The organism is Pirellulales bacterium (genome assembly GCA_036267355.1).
Lineage (GTDB): Bacteria > Planctomycetota > Planctomycetia > Pirellulales > DATAWG01 > DATAWG01.
In genome coordinates this window covers 31,260-54,535 of sequence record DATAWG010000102.1, presented here as the reverse complement: position 1 = coordinate 54,535, position 23,276 = coordinate 31,260, and the positions used below count along the sequence as shown (strand labels likewise).

General features: G+C 60.3%; 16 protein-coding genes. 11 read left to right on the top strand and 5 right to left on the bottom strand.

What is annotated here, in order from left to right; all coding sequences use genetic code 11:
- Positions 1-22: 22 nt before the first annotated feature.
- Together VHX65_16210 and VHX65_16205 are read right to left on the bottom strand one after the other, a co-directional pair.
- Complete coding sequence (locus tag VHX65_16210; GenBank protein HEX4000098.1) at positions 23-1,003, bottom strand: alpha-E domain-containing protein; 981 nt, start codon at positions 1,001-1,003, stop codon at positions 23-25.
- Positions 1,004-1,197: 194 nt separating this feature from the next.
- Entirely contained in the window at positions 1,198-2,697 is a 1,500-nt protein-coding gene (locus tag VHX65_16205; protein HEX4000097.1) for a circularly permuted type 2 ATP-grasp protein, read from the bottom strand.
- Between the two features lie 611 nt (positions 2,698-3,308).
- Here VHX65_16205 and atzF point away from each other — a divergent pair.
- From atzF to VHX65_16170, 7 genes are all read left to right on the top strand, one after another.
- Positions 3,309-5,294 carry an allophanate hydrolase gene (atzF, locus tag VHX65_16200; protein HEX4000096.1) on the top strand — a complete coding sequence of 662 codons (1,986 nt, stop codon included), beginning with the start codon at positions 3,309-3,311 and terminating at the stop codon, positions 5,292-5,294.
- A gap of 12 nt (positions 5,295-5,306) precedes the next feature.
- On the top strand, positions 5,307-6,425 hold the full coding sequence (locus VHX65_16195) for a BMP family ABC transporter substrate-binding protein (GenBank protein ID HEX4000095.1): 1,119 nt from the start codon (positions 5,307-5,309) through the stop codon (positions 6,423-6,425).
- A gap of 152 nt (positions 6,426-6,577) precedes the next feature.
- The gene (locus VHX65_16190; GenBank protein ID HEX4000094.1) at positions 6,578-7,693 is read left to right on the top strand and encodes an ABC transporter permease; all 1,116 of its coding nucleotides are present in this window, start codon (positions 6,578-6,580) and stop codon (positions 7,691-7,693) included.
- The gene (locus VHX65_16185) at positions 7,690-8,616 is read left to right on the top strand and encodes an ABC transporter permease (GenBank protein ID HEX4000093.1); all 927 of its coding nucleotides are present in this window, start codon (positions 7,690-7,692) and stop codon (positions 8,614-8,616) included. Before VHX65_16190 ends, VHX65_16185 begins: the two co-directional genes overlap by 4 nt.
- A 112-nt stretch (positions 8,617-8,728) precedes the next feature.
- Positions 8,729-9,484, top strand: coding sequence for an isochorismatase family cysteine hydrolase (locus VHX65_16180; protein HEX4000092.1), 756 nt, complete (start codon positions 8,729-8,731; stop codon positions 9,482-9,484).
- Positions 9,481-11,121 carry an ABC transporter ATP-binding protein gene (locus tag VHX65_16175; GenBank protein ID HEX4000091.1) on the top strand — a complete coding sequence of 547 codons (1,641 nt, stop codon included), beginning with the start codon at positions 9,481-9,483 and terminating at the stop codon, positions 11,119-11,121. Before VHX65_16180 ends, VHX65_16175 begins: the two co-directional genes overlap by 4 nt.
- A 10-nt stretch (positions 11,122-11,131) precedes the next feature.
- Positions 11,132-11,794 carry an isochorismatase family cysteine hydrolase gene (locus VHX65_16170; protein ID HEX4000090.1) on the top strand — a complete coding sequence of 221 codons (663 nt, stop codon included), beginning with the start codon at positions 11,132-11,134 and terminating at the stop codon, positions 11,792-11,794.
- A gap of 68 nt (positions 11,795-11,862) precedes the next feature.
- On the opposite strand, the gene VHX65_16165 is transcribed toward VHX65_16170, so the two are convergent.
- Positions 11,863-12,198: a hypothetical protein gene (locus VHX65_16165; GenBank protein HEX4000089.1), complete on the bottom strand. Its 336-nt coding sequence runs from the start codon at positions 12,196-12,198 to the stop codon at positions 11,863-11,865.
- 595 nt (positions 12,199-12,793) lie between these two features.
- Here VHX65_16165 and VHX65_16160 point away from each other — a divergent pair.
- From VHX65_16160 to VHX65_16145, 4 genes are all read left to right on the top strand, one after another.
- A complete protein-coding gene (locus tag VHX65_16160) occupies positions 12,794-14,197 on the top strand; it encodes a sulfatase-like hydrolase/transferase (protein ID HEX4000088.1) in 1,404 nt (467 codons plus the stop codon).
- Between the two features lie 58 nt (positions 14,198-14,255).
- Positions 14,256-16,277, top strand: a complete 2,022-nt coding sequence (locus VHX65_16155) for an alpha-L-arabinofuranosidase C-terminal domain-containing protein (protein ID HEX4000087.1) — start codon at positions 14,256-14,258, stop codon at positions 16,275-16,277.
- A gap of 50 nt (positions 16,278-16,327) precedes the next feature.
- Entirely contained in the window at positions 16,328-17,089 is a 762-nt protein-coding gene (locus VHX65_16150) for an SDR family oxidoreductase (GenBank protein HEX4000086.1), read from the top strand.
- A 126-nt stretch (positions 17,090-17,215) separates the two neighbouring features.
- Positions 17,216-18,001 (top strand): SDR family oxidoreductase, encoded by a 786-nt coding sequence (locus tag VHX65_16145; GenBank protein ID HEX4000085.1) that lies wholly within the window; start codon positions 17,216-17,218, stop codon positions 17,999-18,001.
- A gap of 133 nt (positions 18,002-18,134) precedes the next feature.
- On the opposite strand, the gene VHX65_16140 is transcribed toward VHX65_16145, so the two are convergent.
- Together VHX65_16140 and VHX65_16135 are read right to left on the bottom strand one after the other, a co-directional pair.
- Positions 18,135-18,839, bottom strand: a complete 705-nt coding sequence (locus VHX65_16140; GenBank protein HEX4000084.1) for a cation transporter — start codon at positions 18,837-18,839, stop codon at positions 18,135-18,137.
- Between the two features lie 180 nt (positions 18,840-19,019).
- Positions 19,020-23,219 carry an efflux RND transporter permease subunit gene (locus VHX65_16135; protein ID HEX4000083.1) on the bottom strand — a complete coding sequence of 1,400 codons (4,200 nt, stop codon included), beginning with the start codon at positions 23,217-23,219 and terminating at the stop codon, positions 19,020-19,022.
- Positions 23,220-23,276 lie beyond the last annotated feature (57 nt).

Here is a 23,276-nt window from a genome sequence, read left to right as displayed (position 1 = left end):
TGCCCAAACGAAAAGCAGCCCCTTATGCCATCGACTGCTGCTGTCCGTTCATTGATGGTTGCGGCGGCAGGGCGAAGAAGACGGTGTGGATCGCATCGCCGGCGCGGTTCAGTTCCGATTGGAAGGAGTCGATGAATTCGTGCAGGCCTTGCTGAATGATGTCGTCGATGCTGGTGTAGTCCATCGACGATCGCAGCCGGCCCAAATGCTGCTCCGCACGGTCGTTGAACGAGCCGGGGGGCGTGCCGGTGATTTGATGCAGCGATTGCTCGCTGCGCACCAGGCAAAACCGCAACGACCGGGGAAAATCGATATCGAGAATCAAGAACTCGGCGACGTTCGACGGCAGCATTCGCCCCTTGCGCTTGCGATACATTTCCAGGGCGCTGGCCGATTTTAAGAGAGCCGACCATTGCACCACGTCGAGCGGCGTGCCGACATCGCGGCTGTCGGGCAAGAGGATGTAGTACTTCACGTCGAGGATTCGCGAGGTTTTATCCGCCCGTTCCAAGAGCTGGCCCATGCGGCCGAAATGCCAGGCTTCGCCGTGCGACATCGTCGTTTCGGTCACGCCTTGAATCAGATGGCTGTGGAGCTTGACCTGCTCGACGGTGTGGCGGATCGATTCGACGCTGGTTGAACGGGCTGCGTCGCGCATCATCAGGTAGAAGCGATTGATTTGTTCCCACATTGCCGAGGAAATGATGTCGCGAATCGCCCGGGCATTGTCGCGCGCCCGTTGCACGCACATCAGAATCGAGTTGGAATTCTCGGGGTCGAACGTGAGAAAGTGCATCACCTTCTCGCGCGACGATTCGCCGTAACGGGCGAAAAACAATTCGTGATCGCCGGTGGTGTAGACCAGCGGAGCCCACTGTTCGGTCAGCGTGCCTTGCAGATCGAGCGTCAGGTTTTCGTTGACGTCGATGAATCGCGCGACATTGTCGGCCCGCTCGAGATAGCGATTCATCCAAAAGACAGACTCGGCAACGCGGCTCAGCACGATGAATCCTGGACGGTGAGGGACGGCATACGATTACGGACGAAGATCTCACGCGGAGGCGCGGAGACGACGGAACAGAGAATTGTCAGAGGATAACGCTCCAGTTGTGATCGGATACGGCAGGCCAAATTGATTAACCACGGTGCTCGCCTTTGCTTTCTTCTCCGCTGTCTCCGCGTCTCCGCGCGAGATCTTTACGTCGTAGCGAATAGCGATTGCGACTGGCTCAGCGATGGTGGATCGCCATTTTGCGCGGCATGATCCATGAGCACCCAGGTGTCTTTGCTGCCGCCCCCTTGCGACGAGTTTACGATCATCGAGCCCTTGCGCAAAGCCACGCGGGTCAGACCGCCGGGCAAGACGTAAATATCCTTGCCATATAAAACGAACGGCCGCAAATCAACATGCCGCGCTTCGAGATGATCGTCGACCATCGTCGGCACGGTCGAAAGCGTCAGCATCGGCTGGGCGATATAGTTCCGCGGATTAGCGCGAATCTGGTCGCAATAGCGAGCGCGTTCTTCGGCCGAGGCTTGCGGGCCCATCAGGATGCCGTATCCACCCGATTCGTTCGTCGGCTTGACGACCAATTCGTGCATGTTGGTGATTACATGCTGGCATTGCGCGGGATCGGAGCAGACGAACGTCGGCACATTGGGCAGAATTGCATCTTCGTTGAGATAATAGCGAATGATCTGCGGCACGTAGGCATAGATGGCCTTGTCGTCGGCGATGCCGGTGCCGGGGGCATTGGCCAGCGTGATGCGGCCGGCCAGATAGCATTCCATCAAGCCTGGCACCCCGAGCATCGAATCCTCGCGAAAGCAGCGCGGATCGAGAAAATCGTCGTCGATTCGGCGATAGAGCACGTCGATGCGTCGCAGTCCGGTGGTGGTCCGCATATGCACATAGCCGCCGGTAATCACCAAGTCGCGCCCTTCGACCAGTTCGATGCCCATCTGCTGGGCCAGGAATGAGTGCTCGAAATAGGCGGAGTTGTAAACGCCGGGGGTCAGCAGCGCGACCGTGGGCGCGTCGCTATTCCGAGGCGCGGTGTGCAGCAGCGTGTCTAAGAGCTTTTCGGGATAATCTTCGACCGGCGTCACGCGCATTCCGTTGAACACTTGCGGAAAAGTGCGCTTCATCACCTCGCGATTCTCAAGCACGTATGAAACGCCCGACGGGCAGCGCAGATTGTCTTCCAGCACATAAAGCTGGCCATCGCGATCGCGAACCAGATCGGTGCCCGTGACATGGCACCAAACACCTTCGGGAGGCGTCATGCCGTTGCACGCCGGGCGGAGCGTTTTGGCCGTGGCGACGAGTTCTTCGGGCACGACGCCGTCGCGGCAGATCTTGCGGCCATTATAGATGTCTTGCACGAAATGGTTCAGCGCACGAATCCGCTGCTGCAATCCGCGCTCGATTTGCGGCCATTCTTCGCCGCCGACGATGCGCGGCAGAATATCGAAGGGCCACACCTTTTCGAGGCCGGCTTCATGGCCATACACGTTAAACGTGATGCCCATATTCCAGAGAGCGCCGTCGGCCGCCTTTTGATGGCGCTGCAGTTCGGCGAGGGTCAGCGATTGCAGCCGGCGAACCAGCGGCTCGCACCTTGGCCGGGGGTTGCCGCCGTCAATAAACGTTTCGTCGTAAGCCGAGCCCTGGTGATAGGTGCTGAAATCCATCATCCGAGAATTACGGCCGGAGCCGCCGCCTTGAGATCGTGATTTTGTGACGTGTACGCGGTGGGAGCGGTCTGTTTTGCCAGAAACAGACTCATCTAATCGCGATTTGCAGATCGGCTGAGTGGTAATGGGTGTCGTAGCAAAATGCGACGGCCAATGCAAATGTAGTGCCGCCCAGACATCTCCCTCCTGAACAAACGGTCGGCATGCCCCCCTTGCCTCTCCTAACCCTGAAGCAGAGCAAAGTTTCTGGCGAACCACGGTCAGCCATCGCCTGCCAACCTGACCGTTGTTCTGCACGACCTCTTGCATAAGGATCGCGCGTGCTTGCCACTGTTCAAGGCATGTTTGGGATAGGCGAAGCATTATCCAGAGGCGCCGACGTAAAATGCTTGCACTATTCCAAATGGCTTTCTAAGTGCAATACAGTAAATGATTTAGAAGTTAGCAATCAGGCAGGTCGCGGCCTCGCGTAGCATCAATCCGCATCATGCCGCGCGAGGTTGGCATATAGCTTGCGAAAAGGGCCGACCTGCCTTCGGTAGGGGATCCCTTGATGCGGCCAATTCATTTTGGGGGCCAATTCGACTGCCGTTATTCTAAACCGTTCGGAGATGGGTGCGTTGGAGTGCCAGGCGGCGGAATCCTTCAGCCTTGACTTATTTTCGCTCGCGGATCGTTATCGATCCGGTGCAACCTCGCCGACTCAGGTGATCCATCATCTGTGGAACGGGCTTGTAGCGTCGCGCGATTCGGCGATCTGGATTCATCTGCTGGGCCTTGAGGAATTATTGGCTCAGGCTCAGGCAGTCGAACACCGCTCGGAAGAGAGGAACTCCTTGCCGCTGTATGGTGTCCCGTTTGCCGTGAAGGACAATATCGACGTCGCCGGTTATCCGACGACTGCCGGTTGCGCGGCGTATCGCTATGTCGCGGAGCGTTCTGCCCCGGTCGTTGCCCGCCTGATGGCGGCCGGCGCGATTTTTGTCGGCAAGACGAATATGGATCAGTTTTCCACCGGCCTGGCGGGCGATCGAAGCCCGTATGGCGCGGTGTCGAATGCGTTCGATTCGAGCAGGATTTCGGGCGGATCGAGTTCGGGATCGGCGGCTGCGGTGGCTCGTGGACTCGTGTGTTTTGCGCTGGGGAGCGATACGGCCGGGTCGGGGCGGGTTCCGGCCGCCTGCAACAACATCGTGGGACTCAAACCGACGATTGGGGCGTTGAGTGCGGAGGGAATGGTTCCCGCATGCCGCTCGCTCGACTGCGTTGCGATCTTCGCCCTGACCGCGGAAGACGCCTGGGCCACGTTGCAAGTGGCGCGCGGCCGTAGCGCCCTCGATGGCATGGAGGGCATTGCCGGCGCGGGCATGGGCTGTGATGGGGCGGCGGAGGCGATTTCGCCGCGGTTTGCGGTTCCACGGCCGGAGCAACTCGAATTCTTCGGCGACGAAGCACATCAAAACGCGTTTCAGCAAGCGATCGGGCGATTGGAGTCGCTAGGCGGAGTTCGCGCGGAGATCGATTTTCAGCCGCTGCGCGACGTGGCCTCGATGCTCTACAAGGGGCCGTGGCTGGCCGAGCGGTTGGCGACACTGGGCCACTTTTTGCGCAGCCATTGGTCGGATGTTTATCCGGTTACACGCGAGGTGCTCGAAGCGGGGAGCCAATATTCGGCCATCGATTATTTTCGTGCCAGCCATCGCTTGGAATCACTCCGTCCGCTGTGCGACGTGATTTTCCGGGAATCCGACCTGCTCGTGGTCCCCACGATGCCGACGCTGCCGAAATTGGCCGAGGTGCAGGACGATTCGGTCGCTTGGAGCGGGCGGCTCGGATTTTATACGAACTTCGTCAACCTGCTCAAGCTGTCGGCCATCGCGCTTCCCGCGGGATTTACGCCGGACGGGCTTCCCCACGGCATCACCGTTATTGCTCCCGCCGGCCGAGAGCTGGAACTGTGCCGCTTTGGAGCCCGATGGCAACGGGCAACCGATTTGCCACTCGGTGCGACTGGCAACCGATTGCGTCCGCAGGGTGTGGCGGCGATTGTCCGATCAAGCTTGGCGTCGCAAGGCAACTCACATCCGCTCGATTCGAATTTGCCCAACTCGAAAGCGCCCAGTTCGAATTTCAGGAGGACACACTCCGTGCCATCTCAAGCGTGCGCGGCGGATCATGTGCGCGTGGCGGTTGCCGGCGCCCATTTGCGCGGCCAACCGTTGCACGAGGATTTGCTGCGTTGGGGAGGCCGGTTCGTGCGCTCCTGTCGCTCGGCGGCGCAATATCGCTTCATGGCTTTTTTGGATTTGAAGCCGCCTCGGCCTGGCCTGCTGCGCGACGACGCTCGGCCGGGAGCGGTGGATTTGGAAATCTTCGACATGCCCGTGGAAGGATTCGGCAGGCTTGTGGCTTCGGTGGCTCCGCCGCTGGCGATCGGGACGGTGGAGCTTGCCGATGGCGAGATGGTGAAAGGATTTTTATGCGAGTCGTTCGCCGCCGCGACTGCCCGCGACATCACCGATTTTGGCGGCTGGCGGAACTTCAGGGATCAACAGGCTCACGAGCCTTCGCGGTCCGATTCAACTTTTATTTCTTGAAAGGGAGCATGCATGGTTCGTAATTTTCGCGGGCTGTTGTGCGCGTTGCTCGGCGTGTCGTTGGCGATTTCGGGATTGAGCGGCTGCGGCAGTAAAGGCCCTTCGGGTTCGTCCGGCGATTTGATGGTCGGTTTTGTTTTTGTTGGGCCGAAAGACGACTACGGCTACAACCAGGCTCATGCGATCGGCGCCGACGCAGTCAAGAAAATTCCTGGCGTCAAGGTGGTCGAGGAAGAACGAGTCGCGGAAGATGCTTCGATTACGAAAACGATGAAGAGCATGATCAACACCGACGGCGTCAAGATGCTCTATCCGACTTCGTACGGCTATTTCAAGCCCTATGTGCTCGACGCCGCCAAGGAGTTCCCCGAAACGACCTTCTTGCATTGCGGCGGCCGTTGGGAAGAGGGGATGCCGACGAATGTCTACACCTATTTCGGCAACATTTACGAGTGCGAGTATCTTTCGGGCATCGTGGCCGGGAAGACGACAAAGTCCAAGAAGCTCGGTTTCATCGCCGCCAAGCCGATTCCGCAGGTGCGGCAGAACATCAACGCCTTCGAACTGGGCGCCAAAAGCGCGAATCCCGATGTCACTTGCACGGTGATCTTCACCGGCGATTGGTCGATGCCGGTCAAAGAAGCCGAGGCCGCCAACAGTTTGCTCGATCAAGGCGTCGACGTGTTGACCTGCCATGTCGATAGCCCGAAGGTGATCGCGGAAACGGCGGAAAAGCATGGCATCTACTTCTGCGGCTACCATTGCAGCCAAGCCAAACTTTGCCCCAAGGGTTATCTCACCGGCGCCGAATGGAACTGGGAAAAGGTCTACACCGACGAAGTCGACGAAGTGAAGGCCGGCAAGAAGATCGAGCCGCGCAATCTTCGGGGTGGGTTGAAGGCGGGGATCGTGAAGATGTCTCCCTACGGCGCTCCGGTCGACGACGCCACGAAGAAGGATGCCGACGCGGTAAAGGCCAAATTCATGGATGGCGGTTTCGTGATCTTCAAAGGACCACTAAAAGATAACACCGGAAAAGAAGTGATTCCGGCGGGCACCGGATATCCGTCGGGCGATCCGGAGCTCGACAAGATGGACTACTTTGTCGATGGCGTGAAAGCGGAAAAATAGACCCCGCGATGGAAGTTAAGAAGTCGTGAGCGCCAAAGGTGTGCCACTGGCAGCGTCTGGCTGCCCGTGGCGCTTTTGGCCGGTGGCGGCCAGGATCGTCGCCAATCCGTCTAGGACAACGTCGGGCGTCCAACCAAATCGGGAATGTCGTTATGAATTGGCGTGGAATGGCGGAGACGTTGACGATCACCGTGGCGGCGCTCGTGACTTCGTTGGTGTTGTTCGGAGCGTTCATGGTCGCTTTCGCCCATGTTTCGCTCACCGATTTGTACTACTACATGTATCTCGGCGCGTTCGGTAGTTCGACCTCATGGCAAGACACGCTGACACGGGCCGCTCCGCTAATTCTGACCGCGCTTTGCACGGCCTTGCCCGCCCGGCTGGGGCTCATCATCATCGGCGGCGAAGGGGCGTTGGTTCTCGGCGGGTTGGCCGCGGCAGGCACGGCCCTGGCGCTGCATTCGGCTCCGGCGTTTGTCATCCTGCCCTGCATGATGGTCGCAGGAATGGTCGTCGGCGGGCTGCTGATTGCCGGCGTGGGAGTGTTGCGCGACCGGCGCGGGGTGAACGAAACGATCTCCAGCTTGCTTGTGGCTTATGTGGCGATCGATGTTTATTCCTATCTCGTGGAAGGGCCGATGCGCGACCCGGCCAGTTTGAACAAGCCGTCGACGTATCCGATTCCGGCGGCCGCGGTGTTGGGCAATATGTTCGGCTCGGTGCACTGGGGGTTGGCGTTTGGCATCGTGTTTTGCATCTTTGGCTTCATCCTGATGCGATATACGACATTCGGTTTCGCCGTGCGGATGGTGGGCGGCAATGTCCGTGCGGCTCAAGGGGCTGGGCTTCCCGTGGGACGGCTGATCTTCATCACCTGTCTGTTGGGCGGCGCGGCGGCCGGCTTGGCTGGGGCGGTCGAAATTTCCGCGATTCAGATGCAGGCGAATGCCGCGCTGATGGCCGCGGGTTACGGATTCGCGGGGATCCTCGTGTCGTTTATCGCGCGGCACAACCCGCTGGCGATTATCCCCGCGGCGATTCTATTCGGCGGGCTGAATGCCGCATCCGGCATCTTGCAACGCCGCCTCGAAGTGCCCGACGCCTCGGTCAAGGTTCTGATGGGCATTATTTTTGTAACGATCTTGCTGTTTGAAACACTTTACGGCCGGATGAAGGTCTTCCAGATCAGCACGGCCGCCGCGGCTGCGGCAACCCCGCCGCCGCCGCCGGCGCCGCCCCACGTTGTCGCGGAGCCCGTCACTGTATGACCGATCTTGGAAACTGGTCGATTCCGTTGGCGGTGTTCGGCGGCGCGATTCGCGTCGGCACGCCTTATTTGTATGTCAGCCTTGGCGAATGCCTCACGGAGAAATCCGGCCGGGTGAATCTCGGCCTTGAAGGCACGCTCGTGATGGGAGCGATGGCCGGTTATGCCATCAGCTACAAAACCGGTTCGCCTTGGGTCGGCGTTCTTGCGGCCGGCGCGGTGGGAGCACTTTTCGGCGCGATTCATGCATTGATCTGCAATCGGCCAAGGGTCAATTCCGTCGCCGTCGGGATCGCAATGATGGTGTTCGGTATCGGCTTGGCCGCCTATCTCGGCAAGCCCTACATTCAGCCGAGCGCGCCGCAACTGCCGTCGTTCGAGCTTGGGGCTTGGTCGGCGATTCCGCAGGTCCGTTCGGCCCTGCAGATCAACGCCCTGTTCATCATCGGCCTGCTGCTGGCGCCGGCAATGGCATGGATGTTGAAGAACACACGCTGGGGCATGGTCGTCCGACTCGTGGGCGAAAACACCGCTGCCGCAACCGCGATGGGTTATTCGATCAATCGCACGCGGCTGATCGCCACGACCATCGGCGGAGTGTTTGCGGGCGTGGCCGGCAGCTATCTATCGCTCTACTATCCCGGCGCATGGACCGAATCGATTTCCTCGGGCCAAGGGTTGATGGCCGTGGCCCTGGTGATCTTCGCCCGCTGGCAGCCGATCAATTGCCTTTGGGCTTCGCTCTTGATCGGCGGGGCGGGATCAATTGGCGTGGCCCTGCAAGGCGTGGGGCTGGCAACTTCCGCCGCGGGCTACTTGTGGAACGCGGCCCCCTACATCCTCACGTTGGTGATCATGGTGCTGTCCTGCTCGCGAGCGCGGGCTTTGGCCGGCGCGCCGGCCGAATTGGGAATGGTGAGCTAAGGATCGACCGAAAAACTACTTCTCGGCAACGCCCTCTCCCCTCGCGGGAGAGGGCAGGCTGAGGGGCTAAAAACGGAAGTTATTTTTCGGTCGAGCTCAAGCGGAGAATACGATGAGCACAATTCAAAATGAACGCCCAATGCAAAGCGACAGCGCAATTCAAGACGTCGATTCGACTCGCGCCTACGACAGCGTCCACGTCGATGCGAATCCCTATCCCTGGCCGTTCGACGGCAATTTGCAACCAAGCAACACGGCGCTGATCGTGATCGACATGCAGATCGACTTCTGCGGCAAAGGCGGCTACGTCGACAAGATGGGCTACGATCTTTCGCTGACTCGCGCTCCCATCGAGCCGATCCGCCGCGTGCTCGCCGCCCTGCGTCCCAAAGGCTACACGATCATCCACACTCGCGAAGGCCATCGCCCCGATCTGTCGGACTTGCCGGCGAACAAGCGCTGGCGGTCGGAACGCATCGGCGCGGCGATCGGCGATCCCGGGCCGTGCGGGCGAATATTGGTGCGCGGCGAACCGGGCTGGGAGATCATTGCGGAATTGGCCCCCGAGCCCGGCGAGCCGATCATCGACAAGCCGGGCAAGGGATCTTTCTATGCCACCGATCTTGAACTGCTGCTTCATCGCCGCGGGATCAGAAACGTGATTCTCAGCGGCATCACCACCGACGTCTGCGTGCATACCACGATGCGCGACGCCAACGATCGCGGTTTCGAATGCTTGTTGCTGGAAGATTGCTGCGGCGCAACCGACCTGGGCAACCATCGGGCAGCCCTGAAAATGATCACCATGCAGGGAGGCGTTTTCGGCGCCGTCGCTCCCTCGCGAGCCCTTTTGGAGGTACTGCCATGACCCCGACCGCCCTCAGCCCGACCGCGGCCCTCGAGAAAACGAATGGGAAAATCAACGGGAAAGCCGCTTCGTTACGAGAACCCTTTCTCGGCAGCCCGCACGCCAACGGCAACGGCGCCGCGCCGCCTTACCTGGAAGCCCGGCGGCTATCGAAGCGGTTCGGAGCGTTGCAAGCCCTCTCCGACGTGTCGCTGAATCTGCGGCCGGGCTGCTTCCGGGCGCTGCTGGGGGAAAACGGCGCGGGAAAAAGCACGCTCGTCAAATGCATCATGGGCGTTTACCACGCCGACACCGGCTCGGTGCATGTCGGCGATAGCGCAGTCGAATTGAAAGGCCCGCGGCATGCCCATTCGCTCGGCCTTGGCATGGTCTACCAACACTTCACGTTGGTCGAAAACATGACGGTGGTCGAAAACATCGTCATGTCGCAAGAACACGTGCCGATGGTCGTGAATTGGAGGCGAGAGACCGAAAAGCTCGCCGCCTTCATGGACACGATGCCGTTTCGCGTCAGCCCGAAAGCGGTCGTGCGGGACCTTTCGGCCGGCGAAAAACAGAAGGCCGAGCTGCTCAAGCAACTCTACCTGCACCGCAAAATCCTGATTCTCGACGAGCCGACTTCCGTGCTGACGCCGCAAGAAGCCGACGAAATGCTCACCATGGTTCGCGGCATGTGCAACGAGGGGAAAGTGAGCGTGATGATGATCACGCATAAGTTCCGCGAGGTGATGACGTTTTGCGACGAAGTCACCGTGTTGCGCCACGGCAAATTCATGGGCGAAGGTTTGGTCCGCGATCTCGATCCGAAATCGATGGCCCAAATGATGATGGGATCGGCCACGCTCCCCGAGCCGGCAACGCGTGAAAATGTCAACGGCAATGGCAGCAAGAAAGGCCCGCTGCTCCAAATCATCGGCCTCAGGGCCGACGACGACACCGGTTTGCCCGCTCTGGAGGGCATCGATCTGGCGGTCGCTCCGCACGAAATCGTCGGCTTGGCCGGAGTGTCGGGCAACGGGCAGCGCGAGCTGGTGCAAGTGCTTGGCGGGCAGCGGGCGTTCGGCGGCGGCGAGATCATCGTCAACGGCAAGGCGTATCGGGCCACGCGCGATGAAATTCACGCCCATGATTTTCACGTGCTGCCGGAAATGCCCCTGCAAAACGCTTGCGTGGGCAATATGACCACGGCTGAAAATCTCGCCTTCCGGCATTTCGACCGCGAGCCGCTGGTTTGGGGCCGCTGGTTCCTCAAGGATCGAGCCATCCGCAACCGAGCCATCGATCTGATCAACCGTTTCAACATTCGTCCGCCGTGGCCGACGCTGCCGATCCGCACCCTTTCCGGCGGCAATATTCAGCGCGCCGTATTGGCCCGCGAATTGGCCGGCGATGTGAATGTGCTCGTCGCGGCGAATCCCTGTTTCGGGCTAGATTTCAAGTCCGTCGCCGAGATTCGATCTCGAATCATGCAAGCCCGGAATCGCGGCGCCGCAGTGCTCTTGGTGTCGGAAGATCTCGACGAAATTTTGGAACTGGCGGATCGTGTGTTGGTTATTTCCGACGGCAAGATCGTATACGAAACGCCGATCCAACAGGCCGACCGTCAAGTGATCGGCCGCCACATGGCCGGACATTGATTGGAGCCCCATGCCAACCATCCACGCGCAACCGTATGACTACACGTTCGCGCCCGAGCAACTTGCGCTAGTGATCATCGACATGCAGCGCGACTTCGTCGAGCCGGGCGGATTTGGCGCGGCGCTGGGCAACGACGTCGGCCTGCTGACGCCGATCATTCCGGCGGTGGCCGAATTATTGCACACATTTCGCCGCCTGGGCCTCACCGTGATCCACACCAAGGAATGCCATCAGCCCGATCTTTCCGACTGCCCGCCGGCAAAGCGCAGCCGCGGCCCGGGCCCCCTGCGGATTGGCGATCCGGGGCCGATGGGCCGAATTCTGATCGACGGCGAGCCCGGCAACGATTTCGTCGCCGACCTGTCGCCGCTGCCGGGCGAACTTGTCATCCGCAAGCCGGGCAAGGGCTCGTTTCACGCCACGCCGCTCGGCGAAGAACTCCGCCGCCGCGGCATCACGCATCTTTTGATCACCGGCGTGACCACCGAGGTGTGCGTGCAAACGACGATCCGCGAAGCGAACGACCGCGGCTATGAGTGCCTGCTGGTCGAAGATGCCACGGAAAGCTATTTTCCCGAATTCAAGCAATCGACGCTGGCCATGGTTCGTGCCCAGGCGGGAATCGTCGGCTGGACGGCCACGAAAGATCAAGTCCTCGCCGCGCTCGGATAGCGCCGGGCGCGACGCCGACTCTCCAGCCGACGTTCGAGTGCGCCCCGCTTGAGAAGGTCGCCGAGCAGCTATGTCTCTAGCCGGCAGTTCGGCAAACGCGCCTGCAAGTGTTTCAGTCCTTCCGCGGTGGCGTTCGTGTGGATGATTCTCAGCACTTCCACCGACGTCAGCTTCGCGATTATCGGAAGTGCCGCATCCGTTATCCGGGTTCGGCAAAAAGACGCTTCTCGTATTGTCCCGATCGTTAGCAGGTAGTTCACGACAATTTCGACTCCGTCATCCCCGATCGACGGCGTGTAGACGGGCCGAATCATCGTCACTTCGTCGCGCGGGCTGATAGCGGTCGAGAATCCAAGCCTGCCAAGCCTGTAAATTGCATTTCGCTTGCCTTCGTCAAACGCCATGCGTCGGCCGCACCGCACGCAACGTTCGACAACTGCCGGCAAAGGAACGCGGCAGTGCGGGCAGGGTCGGTCTTCATCGCCAAGAACACTTTGCGCAAGGGCCATGATTCGCGGCCTTTCGAATGAGCGAACGAAATACATTCGGGTCTTATTCGGCTCGCGCGGCGGCTTTTTTCAAATTACTGGGTCACCGAGCGGCGGCGCCGCAACGAACGTAGCAGGCACACTCCGTGTGCCGTCCGCGCTGCTCTGTGCGCGTCGCGGCGCGCCGCGCCGACGGCACATGGAGTGTGCCTACTACGATAAAGGCGCTTTTCGTCGCTCCTTACAAAGAATTCGTGTCTTCGTGCTCCGTGGCTCTGCGGTTAGCCTTCGTGGCCGTCCCTGCAAAATTACCGTCGAGAAGTGCTGAAGCGATAAAACGCGGTCTGCGTGAGACACTACACCAGACGCCCCCGGAGGCCGGTTGGTTCGCGGAAGTTGGCATCGGATCAAAATCGCAAACCACTGGAATTTGCTAGGTGAGACTGTGTAGTCTGTGGGTTATACAGGTGCAAGTGCTGGAATTTCCAACGGGGGTTCAGGGGATTGATCGATGCGCGATACGGCTGGCGGCGTGACTCGTGGTGCATCAATTCGGGCGGGCGTGATCGCGCTTGCCATGCTGCTGTGTTGTGTTCTGCGCGGCAGAAACTGTCCCGCCGCTGAAACCACAAAGCGGCCGCCGAATATTCTGATCATTCTCACCGACGATCAGGGGCGCGGCGATTACAGCGCGTTCGGCACCAAAGACATTCGCACGCCGAATATCGACCGCCTGTTCCATGAAGGCATGACGCTCGAGAATTTCTACGCCAATAGTTGCGTCTGCTCTCCGTCTCGGGCCGCACTGTTGACCGGCTGCTATCCCGATCGTGTCGGCGTGCCGGGCGTGATCCGCGAAGAAGATCCGGACGATTCGTGGGGCTCTCTCTCCTCCCGAGCGGTGCTCTTGCCGACGCTACTGAAGCCGGCCGGCTATCGCACGGCGATCATCGGCAAATGGCATCTCGGCATTTCGCCGCCCAACACGCCGAACGAACGCGGCTTCGACCTGTTCGAAGGTTTTTTAGGCGACATGATGGACGACTACTGGACCCATCTGCGCCACGGCTACAACTTCATGCGGCACAACGGCGAGACCGTCAGCCCGGCCGGACATGCCACCGACGTGTTTACCGCTTGGGCCTGCCATTACCTCGAGAAGCAGGCCAAGAGCGAACAGCCATTCTTTCTTTATTTGGCCTACAACGCCCCGCACGATCCGATCCAGCCGCCGCCCGAATGGCTCGCGAAAGTGCAACAGCGCGAGCCGCAGATGTCGGCGAAGCGCGCTCGGCTGGTGGCGCTCATCGAGCATCTCGATGCCGGCATCGGCCGTGTGTTGGAGACGCTCGACAACACCGGCTTGGCGAACAATACGCTCGTGATGTTCAATTCCGACAACGGCGGCGTACTGGCCAACGGCGCGAACAATGGCCCGTGGCGGGCCGACAAGGGACACATGTATGAAGGCGGCTTGCGGGTGCCGTTCGCCGCTCGCTGGCCGGCACGGATCAAACCCGGTTCCACCAGCCCGCACGTCGCGCTGACGATGGACATGTTCCCCACCGCACTGGCCGTGGCCGAAGTTTCGCCACCCGCGGGGATCGATGGAGTCAGCCTGCTGCCGACGTTTCTCGGCGAAGCGGAGCCCAGGGCGCGGCGGTTCGACTATTTCGTCCGTCGCGAAGGAGGCCCGGCCTACGGCGGAAAGACGATCGATGCGTTGCGGCTCGGCGATTGGAAACTTCTGCAAGACAGCCCTTTCGCGCCGCTCGAACTCTACAATTTGAAAGACGATCCGCGCGAATCGACAAACTTGGCCGGCAAGAACGGCGAAGTCCGCGCGAAGCTCGACGCCCTGCTCCGCAAGCAGATTCAAATCGGCGGCACGACGCCGTGGCAAGCATCGAAATAGCGCCGATCAAGATTGAAAACAGCCACCTCCGCGTAAATTCCTCCGCAGCTAAAATCCGATGGCAACCCTTCTTATTTTTGCATATCGCGATCGGTTATCGCGATTTCGTTTCATTTGCATTCTGGCGCTGGCGTCGGTCTCGGTCGCTGCTGCAACGGTCGCTGCTGCAACGGTCGCTGCCCAACAAACGACGATCGATATCCGGGCAGATCATGTGTTGCACTCTGTCTCGCGGCATCTGACCGGCGCTTGCATTGAAGACGTGAACCATGAAATCTACGGCGGCATCTACAGCCAGATGATCTTCGGCGAGAGCTTTCAAGAGCCGCCTCCGGTTCCGGCCGCCGGAAATGGCCCCGCCGCGCCGATCGTCAGCCGTATGTGGAGATCATTCTCGCATGGCGCCGCCAGCGGGCGGTTCGCCATCGTCCGCCAGCGGCCATTCATCGGCGCTCAATCGCAACAAATGACCTTCGCTTCGGGCGACGGCGAGGTTGGCATCGCGAACGAGGGCCTGAATCATTGGGGAATGAACTTCGTTGCCGGCAAGGAATACGAGGGGCACGTTTGGGTTCGCGCGGATAAGCCGACCACGCTTTTCGCGGCGCTGGAAAGCCGCGATGGAACACGCACCTTCGCCGAGCAGACGTTGCCGCTTACCGGCAAAGGAGAATGGCAACGCGTCGAACTTTCCATGAAGCCGGCGGACAGTGATATTTCAGGACGGTTTTCGCTAAAGCTCAAGCAGCCCGGCAGCGTGACGCTCGGCTACGCGCTGCTGCAACCCGGCGATTGGGGACGGTTCAAAGGCCTGCCGGTGCGCCGTGATGTTGCCGAAGGGCTGATCAACCAAGGCATCACGGTTCTCCGCTACGGCGGGTCGATGGTCAATAGTCCCAACTATCGCTGGAAGCAGATGATCGGCCCGCGCGACCGGCGACCGCCCTATTCAGGCACGTGGTATCCCTATTCATCGAACGGCTGGGCTGTACCCGATTTCATCAATTTCTGTGAGGCGGCGGGCTTCGAATACGTTCCCGATTTCAACATCGACGAATCTCCGCAAGACATGGCCGACTTCATCGAGTATGCCAAGGCGCCCGCAGATAGTCCCTGGGGACGCAAGCGCGTCGCCGATGGCCACGCGGGGCCCTACCGATTGCCCTACATCGAGTTGGGTAATGAAGAGCGCGTCGATGATACATATGCCGGGCGATTCGAGTCGCTCGCCGCGGCGATATGGGCCAAAGACCCACAGGTCATCCTGGTCGTCGGCGATTTTGCTTACGGCAAGCCGATCCGCGATCCGATGAAATTCGGCGGGGCAGCTTCGCGCATCACGAGCCTTGCCGCGCACGAGCGTATTCTTCGCTTCGCAAAGAAGCATGGCTGCGAAGTGTGGTTCGATGTGCACGTGGACACGGATCATCCGGTCGAGTTCAATGCCTCGCTGGGCGGAATGTTTTCTTTCGCCGACGCTCTCGACAAGATCGCCGATGGAGCAAAGCACAAAGTCGTGGTGTTCGAATTTAATTCCGGCAATCACGCGGTCAAGCGGGCCTTGGCCAACGCGCTGGCCACGCTGGCGATCGAGCGCGACGGCCGGCTGCCAATCGTCACCACCGCGAATTGCCTTCAGCCCGACAAGCAAAACAACAACGGTTGGGATCAGGGCCTGCTGTTTCTCAATCCGTCGCAGGCTTGGCTCCAGCCGCCCGGTTATCTGACGCAAATCCTTTCGAGAAATTTCGAGCCGCAAGTGGTGCAGTGCGATATTTCCGGGAGCGAACAGCAGTTGCATGCCGTGGCCACCCGCAGCGCCGATGGCCGAACGCTCGTGCTGCTGGTCGTGAATCCCGGTGAAAAAGAAGCCGCCACGGAAATCCGCGTCGCCGGATTCTCCGCCGCGAAACCGACTGCGGAAGTAACCGAGCTGTCGGGTCCGATGGATGCGGTGAACACGGCCGAAAAACCGAGTGCCATCGTGCCGCGGCACAGCCTGTGGAAGCACGAGGCCAACGTGGGAGGCGCGAGTCGCATGTTTCCCGCGCATTCCATTTCGGCGATCCGATTCGAGTGATGGGCATCGTGGAAGCGAAGGACGCACCGCACTAAAATTGGCAATCCGACATGAACGTGCGACTGACCGGAAAAACCGCGATTGTGACGGGCGCTGCCTCCGGCATCGGGCTGGCGACGGTGCTAAAGTACCTCGCCGCTGAAGCGAAGGGCGTGGTCGCGGTCGATATTTGCGATCCTCCCGACGCACTGGCGATGTTGGCCGGCGATCCGCGGCTGCGATATGTCCGTGGCGACGTGGCCATCGGGCAAACGGCCGAGGAATTCACGCGCACCGCGCTCGCGGCATTCGATTCGATCGATGTGCTGGTGAACAATGCCGGCATCGCGCTGGTCAAGCCGCTCCATGAGCACACGCCCGAGGAATGGGATTCGGTGATGAATGTGAACGTGAAGGCGGTGTTCTGGGCGGCCCGGCATGTCGTGCCCGTAATGATGCGGCAGCGATCGGGAGTGATCCTGAACACCGGCTCGATATCGGGCCAGGTGGGCATTCCTGGGCAGGGAGCCTATGGTCCGTCCAAGGGCGCGCTCCACGAGATGACTCGCCAAATGGCGATTGAATATGCGCCCTATGGCATCCGCGTCAACGCGATTGGCTGCGGAACTGTGGATACGCCGATCGTCTACAAATCGGCAGCGGAGTCGGGCGATCCGGAAAAATTCTGGGCCATGCTCCGCGGCAACCATCCGATCGGCCGCATCGCGTCGGCCGACGAAGTGGCGTCGTTTTTCACGTACATGGCCAGCGATCTGGCAAGCTTTTTCACCGGCTCAATCCTCATGATGGACGGCGGTTTTACCGCGAAGTGAATTTAGGGGCGAGGGACGAGGGACGAGTGACGCGCGAGCGAACTGCAATCGTCTTTTTTCTGGGTCTTCGTTTCTGCCCCATTCTTTCAAATCCTCTGACCTTTGTCCCCTGACTCCTCCCTTCCCATGCCCAACGCACCCACAACCAGCGTCCTTGATCTATTTCGCCTCGAAGGCCGTCGCGCTTTGATCACCGGCGGTTCAAAAGGATTGGGCCGCACGATTGCGACGGCCTTGGCCCAAGCCGGTGCGGATATCGTGATCACCAGCCGCACTGCGGACGATTGTGGATCGGCTGCCCGTGCGATCCGCGGATCGACCGCACGAACGGCGACGGCGATCGCGGCGGATATTTCGCTCGCCGGCGACGTCGATCGGCTTTACCAAGCAGCGACGAAAGACGGGCCGATCGATATCCTCGTCAATAGCGCCGGAGTGAATATCCGCAATCCGGTTGGGGACATCAGCGAGGCCGATTGGGATACGGTGCTGAATGTGAATCTGAAAGGGCCGTTCTTGCTCGCTCGGCGATTTGGCCCGGCGATGGCCGAGCGCGGCTGGGGGAGGCTGATTCAACTGGGCTCGATCATGTCGGTGGTCAGTTTGCCGGAGCGAACGCCCTACGCGTCGTCGAAGGCAGGCATTCTGGGCCTGACGCGGACATTGGCCTTGGAATGGGCCGGCAAAGGCGTGACCGTCAACGCGATCTGTCCGGGCCCGTTTGCCACGGACATGAACAAGCCGCTATTGGCGGATCCGGCGAAGTATGCCGCGTTCGTTTCCAAAATTCCGATGGGCCGCTGGGGCGAACTGCATGAGATCACGGGAGCCGCGCTTTTTTTGGCTTCGCCAGCCTCATCGTTCGTCACCGGCACGACGCTCTTCGTCGACGGCGGCTGGACGGCGCAGTGATCGTCGTCGCTTGGTTGGTCGCCGCTTACCGCTACTGGCTCGTCCGGCAGGGTGCGCCGCTCGGTGGGTCGGCACTCGTGGACAAGCCCGGATAAGCCAGCAGTGGCACCGCCGGCATCGCTTGCCTATTTTTCTATCGTACGGATTTGTGGCAACCGTCGCAGCAGTCTATTCCTTGAATCGCCGCGCGACCTTCCCTGATAAGAAACGGAACCAAGGCGAGGGCCGCCACACTGTCTAGCCACCACCAGTTCAACAGCCATGTCGCCGCCAAGCCGGCGATCAACACCATTGAGAGGTATCCGCAGGTGATCGCCTCCATTGCGTCGGCGCGTAGCGCCCGCGAGTTCAAGCGAGCAGCGATTTTCAGCTTGTGGCCGGCCAAGATTGGCATGCCGACCGTCGCTGTGAGTCCGATGATAATTCCCCAGATGCTCTCGCGCGTGTCCGTTGTCGGTCGGCTGATGAAGAGGCAATGTGCCGACGCCAGCAACACGTAGATCGCAAGCATTAGCAGCGCATAACCTGCGAGTTTCGAGGCTCGCCTCTCGACAGTTTCGACCCTCGACGCCGTCGCCCTCCTGCTGGATTCGGCTCTTAGGCGCCATAGCAAAACGCCCGCACTGAATAGCTCGATAGCGCTATCGATGCCAAACGCTTCCAGCAGCAAGCTTTTTGATACAAGTCCGAGGATCAACGACGCAGCGCCTTCGACGGTCATCCACGTCAACGTGATATAAGTAAGCCCGAGCGCGCGGCGAACGTCCGCCGCCCGCGCCTGAGAATCCGGCGGCAGCGTCAATCCGAGCACGAGTTTTTCCGCCCTTTGTCCGTCCAATGGTCAACCTCCTACGCCGGGGACAGTCGGGTCGACTTGATCGTATGGAGTCTGGGCCCTAATTTCAGCCACCGCTACCGGTTGGGCAAGAGTCGCTTCAGAATTTCACAGCGTTCATTCAAATGGCGCCACTGCTGGCTCGTCCTGGACCAGTCAGCAGTGGCACCCGCGCGAGACGTTTCACACCGATTCGCGGTTACTTCCGGTTGAATTCGATTTACTGTGCAGCCCGAGCCAGCGATGGCGGCGCACCCAATAGAATCGCACGGGGAGGAATAGATCGACCACTTCGTCGGAGATTAGCAGCCCGCCAAGCACCGGCGCCGCCATCGCCGACAACACTTCATGGCCGGTGCCGGATGCCCAGAGCATCGGCGCCAAGGCGACAATCGCCACGCCTTCGGTGAGCAGCTTTGGCCGCAGGCGGTGCACGGCCCCTTCCACGATGGCTTGTTTTAGTTCGTCGAGCGAGGCGATGTTTTCCAGACCGCCGCGGCGCTCGATCGCTTCGCGCAGATAAACGAGCATGATGATGCCGGTTTCGGTGGCCATGCCGAAGCAGGCAATGAAGCCCACCTGCACGGCGACGCTGTAGCTATGCCCCGTGAGCCAGAGAAAGAACACGCCGCCGACCAGCGCTTCGGGCACGGCCATCATCATCAGCACCGCGTCGGCGTGATCGTTGTAGGTGAGATACAAGATCACGAAAATCAGAACGAGCACCAGAGGCATCACCCAGCGCATCGTGCGATCGGCCCGCAGTTTGTGCTCGAACTGGCCGCTCCATTCCAAATGCATGCCGACCGGGAGCTTTACATCTTGCTCGACCCGGCGGCGGGCTTGCTCGACGAATCCGACCAGATCGGGGGTGTTGACGTTGAGCTGAACGTAGGCGCGGAGCATGCCGTTTTCGCTTTTGATTTCCGACGGCCCCTCGACGATCCGTACGTCGGCAACGCTGGCCAAGGGAATTTGCAGCGGCCGCGAGCGGGTAATGCCAGCCTTCGCCGAATTCCCGCTGTCCATCGCTGCCCCGCCGTCGCCCGCCGCGGCCCCGCCGGCGGCATTGATCAACAGATTCTTGATGTGCTCCTCATCGGCGCGGGCATCGCGCGCATAGCGAATCCGCACCGGATGACGCTCGCGGCCTTCGACCGTGGTCGTGATCGGCTTTCCGCCTAGCGCCACTTCGATCACATCCTGCACATCGCCGACGTTCACGCCGTAGCGGGCAGCACGCCCGCGGTCGATCGTGATTTCCAGATAGCCCTTGCCGACGATCTGGTCGGGCACGACCCCCACCGCCCCCGGCACTTTTCGCAGCACCTCGGCCACCTGCTGCGACACTTTTTGAATCTGGTCGAGATTGTTCCCAAACACTTTCACCCCGATCATCGTTCGCACCCCGGTGGCCAACATGTCGATGCGATTGATGATCGGCTGGGTAAAGATATTGCTCCAGCCGGGGACTTGAATCGTGCTGTCCATCTCCTTGACCAACTCTTCCTTGGAGGTCTGCCAAAGTAGCAGCCCTCGGCCGAACCGCTTGTCCAAATCGGCGCGGAGCGATTGCAGTTCGGCGGTTGGCGCGGTCCCTTTGCCGGCCTGCTTCGCGACGCCGTTGTTCGTCGTGTTGGAAGCCGGATGACCGTCGGCTGCTCTTTCAGCGGCGATTTTGCGCAGCTCTTCGATGCAATACCAATCGAACGCACCGACTGCCTGATCGAAAACTTCATAATTCAATCTTCCGGCCATTTCGCTCCAAGCTTGGTCGCGGCGTTGTTGGACGAACTGCTGCATCGCCGTGAACAAGGTCGCCGGTTCGACGCCCAATTGTTCGACGATGCCGCTCCAAGCCGTAGCGATCGGCCCGCGCGGCAGGCTCATTACACCTGGCTGGCGCAGATCGACGAACTTTTCCTGGTCGAGGGCCTCGGCCAGCTGCCGCATCAATTGATTAACGTCTTCTTGTGCGGCTCCCGCAGCGAGCCACGGCCCAGCTTTCGCGGAAAGCTGGTGCGCGAGCTGGTCGATCTTCGCATCATCAACCGGCTTCAAAAGCTGGCCGGAGGATCGCCATATTCCCACCAAGTGGGCGATGAACTCGCGCGTCAATTGAAATTCCAGCCGGCGTTCGAACTCCGAATAGCGATCGAGGATCAATCCGCGCAGGGCGGTATCGAGCCGACCGGTGGCGGCCATCGCGGCGTCGTTGATTAAATCCTGGCGGTCGGCGGGACTCGCGGGCGCCTGGATTAACTTGCGGTCTTCCAAGGTCGCGAGCACGATGCCCGTCTGAGCGATCGCGTCGGGATAACGCAAATGTCGCTTGGGCCAATATTCCTTTGGCCGCAGATTCACCACCGTTTCAATCATATCCAAGGGAGCCGGATCGGTCGGCGTTTCCGCTCGGCCGGCCTTGCCGACGACTTGCTCGACTTCGGGAAACTGCCGCAGCATGGCGTCTCGGGCTTTCAGATCGTCAGCCGCTTCCGTGACCGACACGCGCGGGATGCTGATCGGCATGTCCAAAATGCTGCCTTCGTCGAGCGGCGGCATATACTCTTCGCCGATCCTGCGGAAATCGGAAGCGATCAATCCCAGAATCGCGAGGCTCGCGAACGACAGCAGTTGCCATTTTCGGCCGTCGATGAACGCGACCGTTCCGATCGTGACGACGGCGAGCACGATCAGAAACGCCGTGCCCCAGGGAATGCCGAGCAGCGCGTTGAGCGGAAACAGGCCCGCGCCAAGGATCAGCAGCACCGCGAACAGCCATAGCACGACGTTGCGATGCGGCATCGCCCAATTCAACACCGGCTTGTAGATATCGATCAGCGTGCGCACGAGCCAACTTTCCTCTTCGCGCCGCAGGCGGCCCCGAATGAATGTGGGGATCAGGGCCGGCACGAGCGTGATCGACAGGATCGCCACGCCGATCATCGCGAAGCTTTTGGTGAACGCCAACGGGTGAAAGGTCTTGCCCTCTTGGCCCGTCAGCGCAAAAACGGGCATGAATGAAATCAGGATGATCATCACCGAAAAGAAAATCGGCCGCCCCACCGTGCGGCAGGCCGGAATCACCAGCTCGCGAATATCGCCGGTCACGCGCCGGCCGCCGAAATGGCCGGTGAGATGATGCGTCGCGTTTTCGACCATCACGATCGCTTGATCGACCAAGATGCCGATCGAAATTGCAATGCCCGAAAGCGACATGATGTTCGACGCGATGCCGAACGCGCGCATCAGGATGAATGACACCAACACCGACAGGGGCAGCGTCAGACAGATCAGCAGCGCGCTGCGAAAGTGCATTAGGATTAGCAGCACGGCCAGCGAGGCGATGATCATTTCGTGCGTGAGCACTTCGGAGAGCGTGTGGATCGCGCCGTGAATTAGCCGGGTGCGGTCGTAGAAAGGAACAATTCGCACTCCGGCGGGCAATCCCGGCTGGATCTCGACGATCTTTTGTTTGATGCGTTGGGTAACGTCGAGCGGATTTTCGCCGTAGCGCATCATCACCACGCCGCCGACGACTTCATTCCCATTTTTCTCAAGCACGCTGCGTCGAAACTGAGTCCCAAGGCTGACGGAGGCCAGATTCGCCACCGTGATCGGCGTGCCAGTCGCCGCTTGAGTCTTGATAACGATCTGCTCGATGTCGCGTTTCGACTTGATCCAGCCGACGCCGCGCACGAGATATTCGGCGTTGCCCTTGTGAATCACGCGCCCCCCGACCGACGAATTCGAGCGCTCGACGGCCGCATAGAGTTCGCCGAGCGTGATGCCATAGGCACGCAGCTTCAGCGGATCGACGTCGATCTGATATTCGATCGGATAACCACCGACCGACGCAACTTGGGCCACGCCCGGCACCGAGTTCAACTGGTAGCGCACGTTCCAATCTTGAATATCGCGGAGGCGGCCAAGGTCCTGGCCCTCGCCTTCGACGGTGTACCAAAAGATTTGCCCCAGCGCGGTCGCGTCCGGCGCCAAATACGGAACGACGCCCTGCGGCAGAAACGTGCTGGCCAGCGCCAGCCGCTCGGAGACTCGTTCGCGGGCAAAATAGAAATCGACCTTGTCGTCGAAGATGATATTGATCATCGAGAAATTGAATTCGCTCGACGCCCGAATCGCTTTCACGCCCGCCAGGCCCTGAAGATTGACCGACAGCGGGTAGGTGACCTGATCTTCGATCTCGCGCGGGCTACGGCCCATCCAATCGGTGAACACGATTACCTGGTTCTCCGACAGATCGGGGATCGCGTCGATGGGCGTGTTGACCACCGCATAAACACCCATTGCGATCATCGCGAGCGTGGCCACGATCACCACGAAGCGGTTCCGTATCGAGAATTCGATGATGCGTTCGATCATGCAGAAGGCTTTGAGGCTTTGAGGCTTTGAGGCTTTGAGGCTTTGGCGTTCAACCGG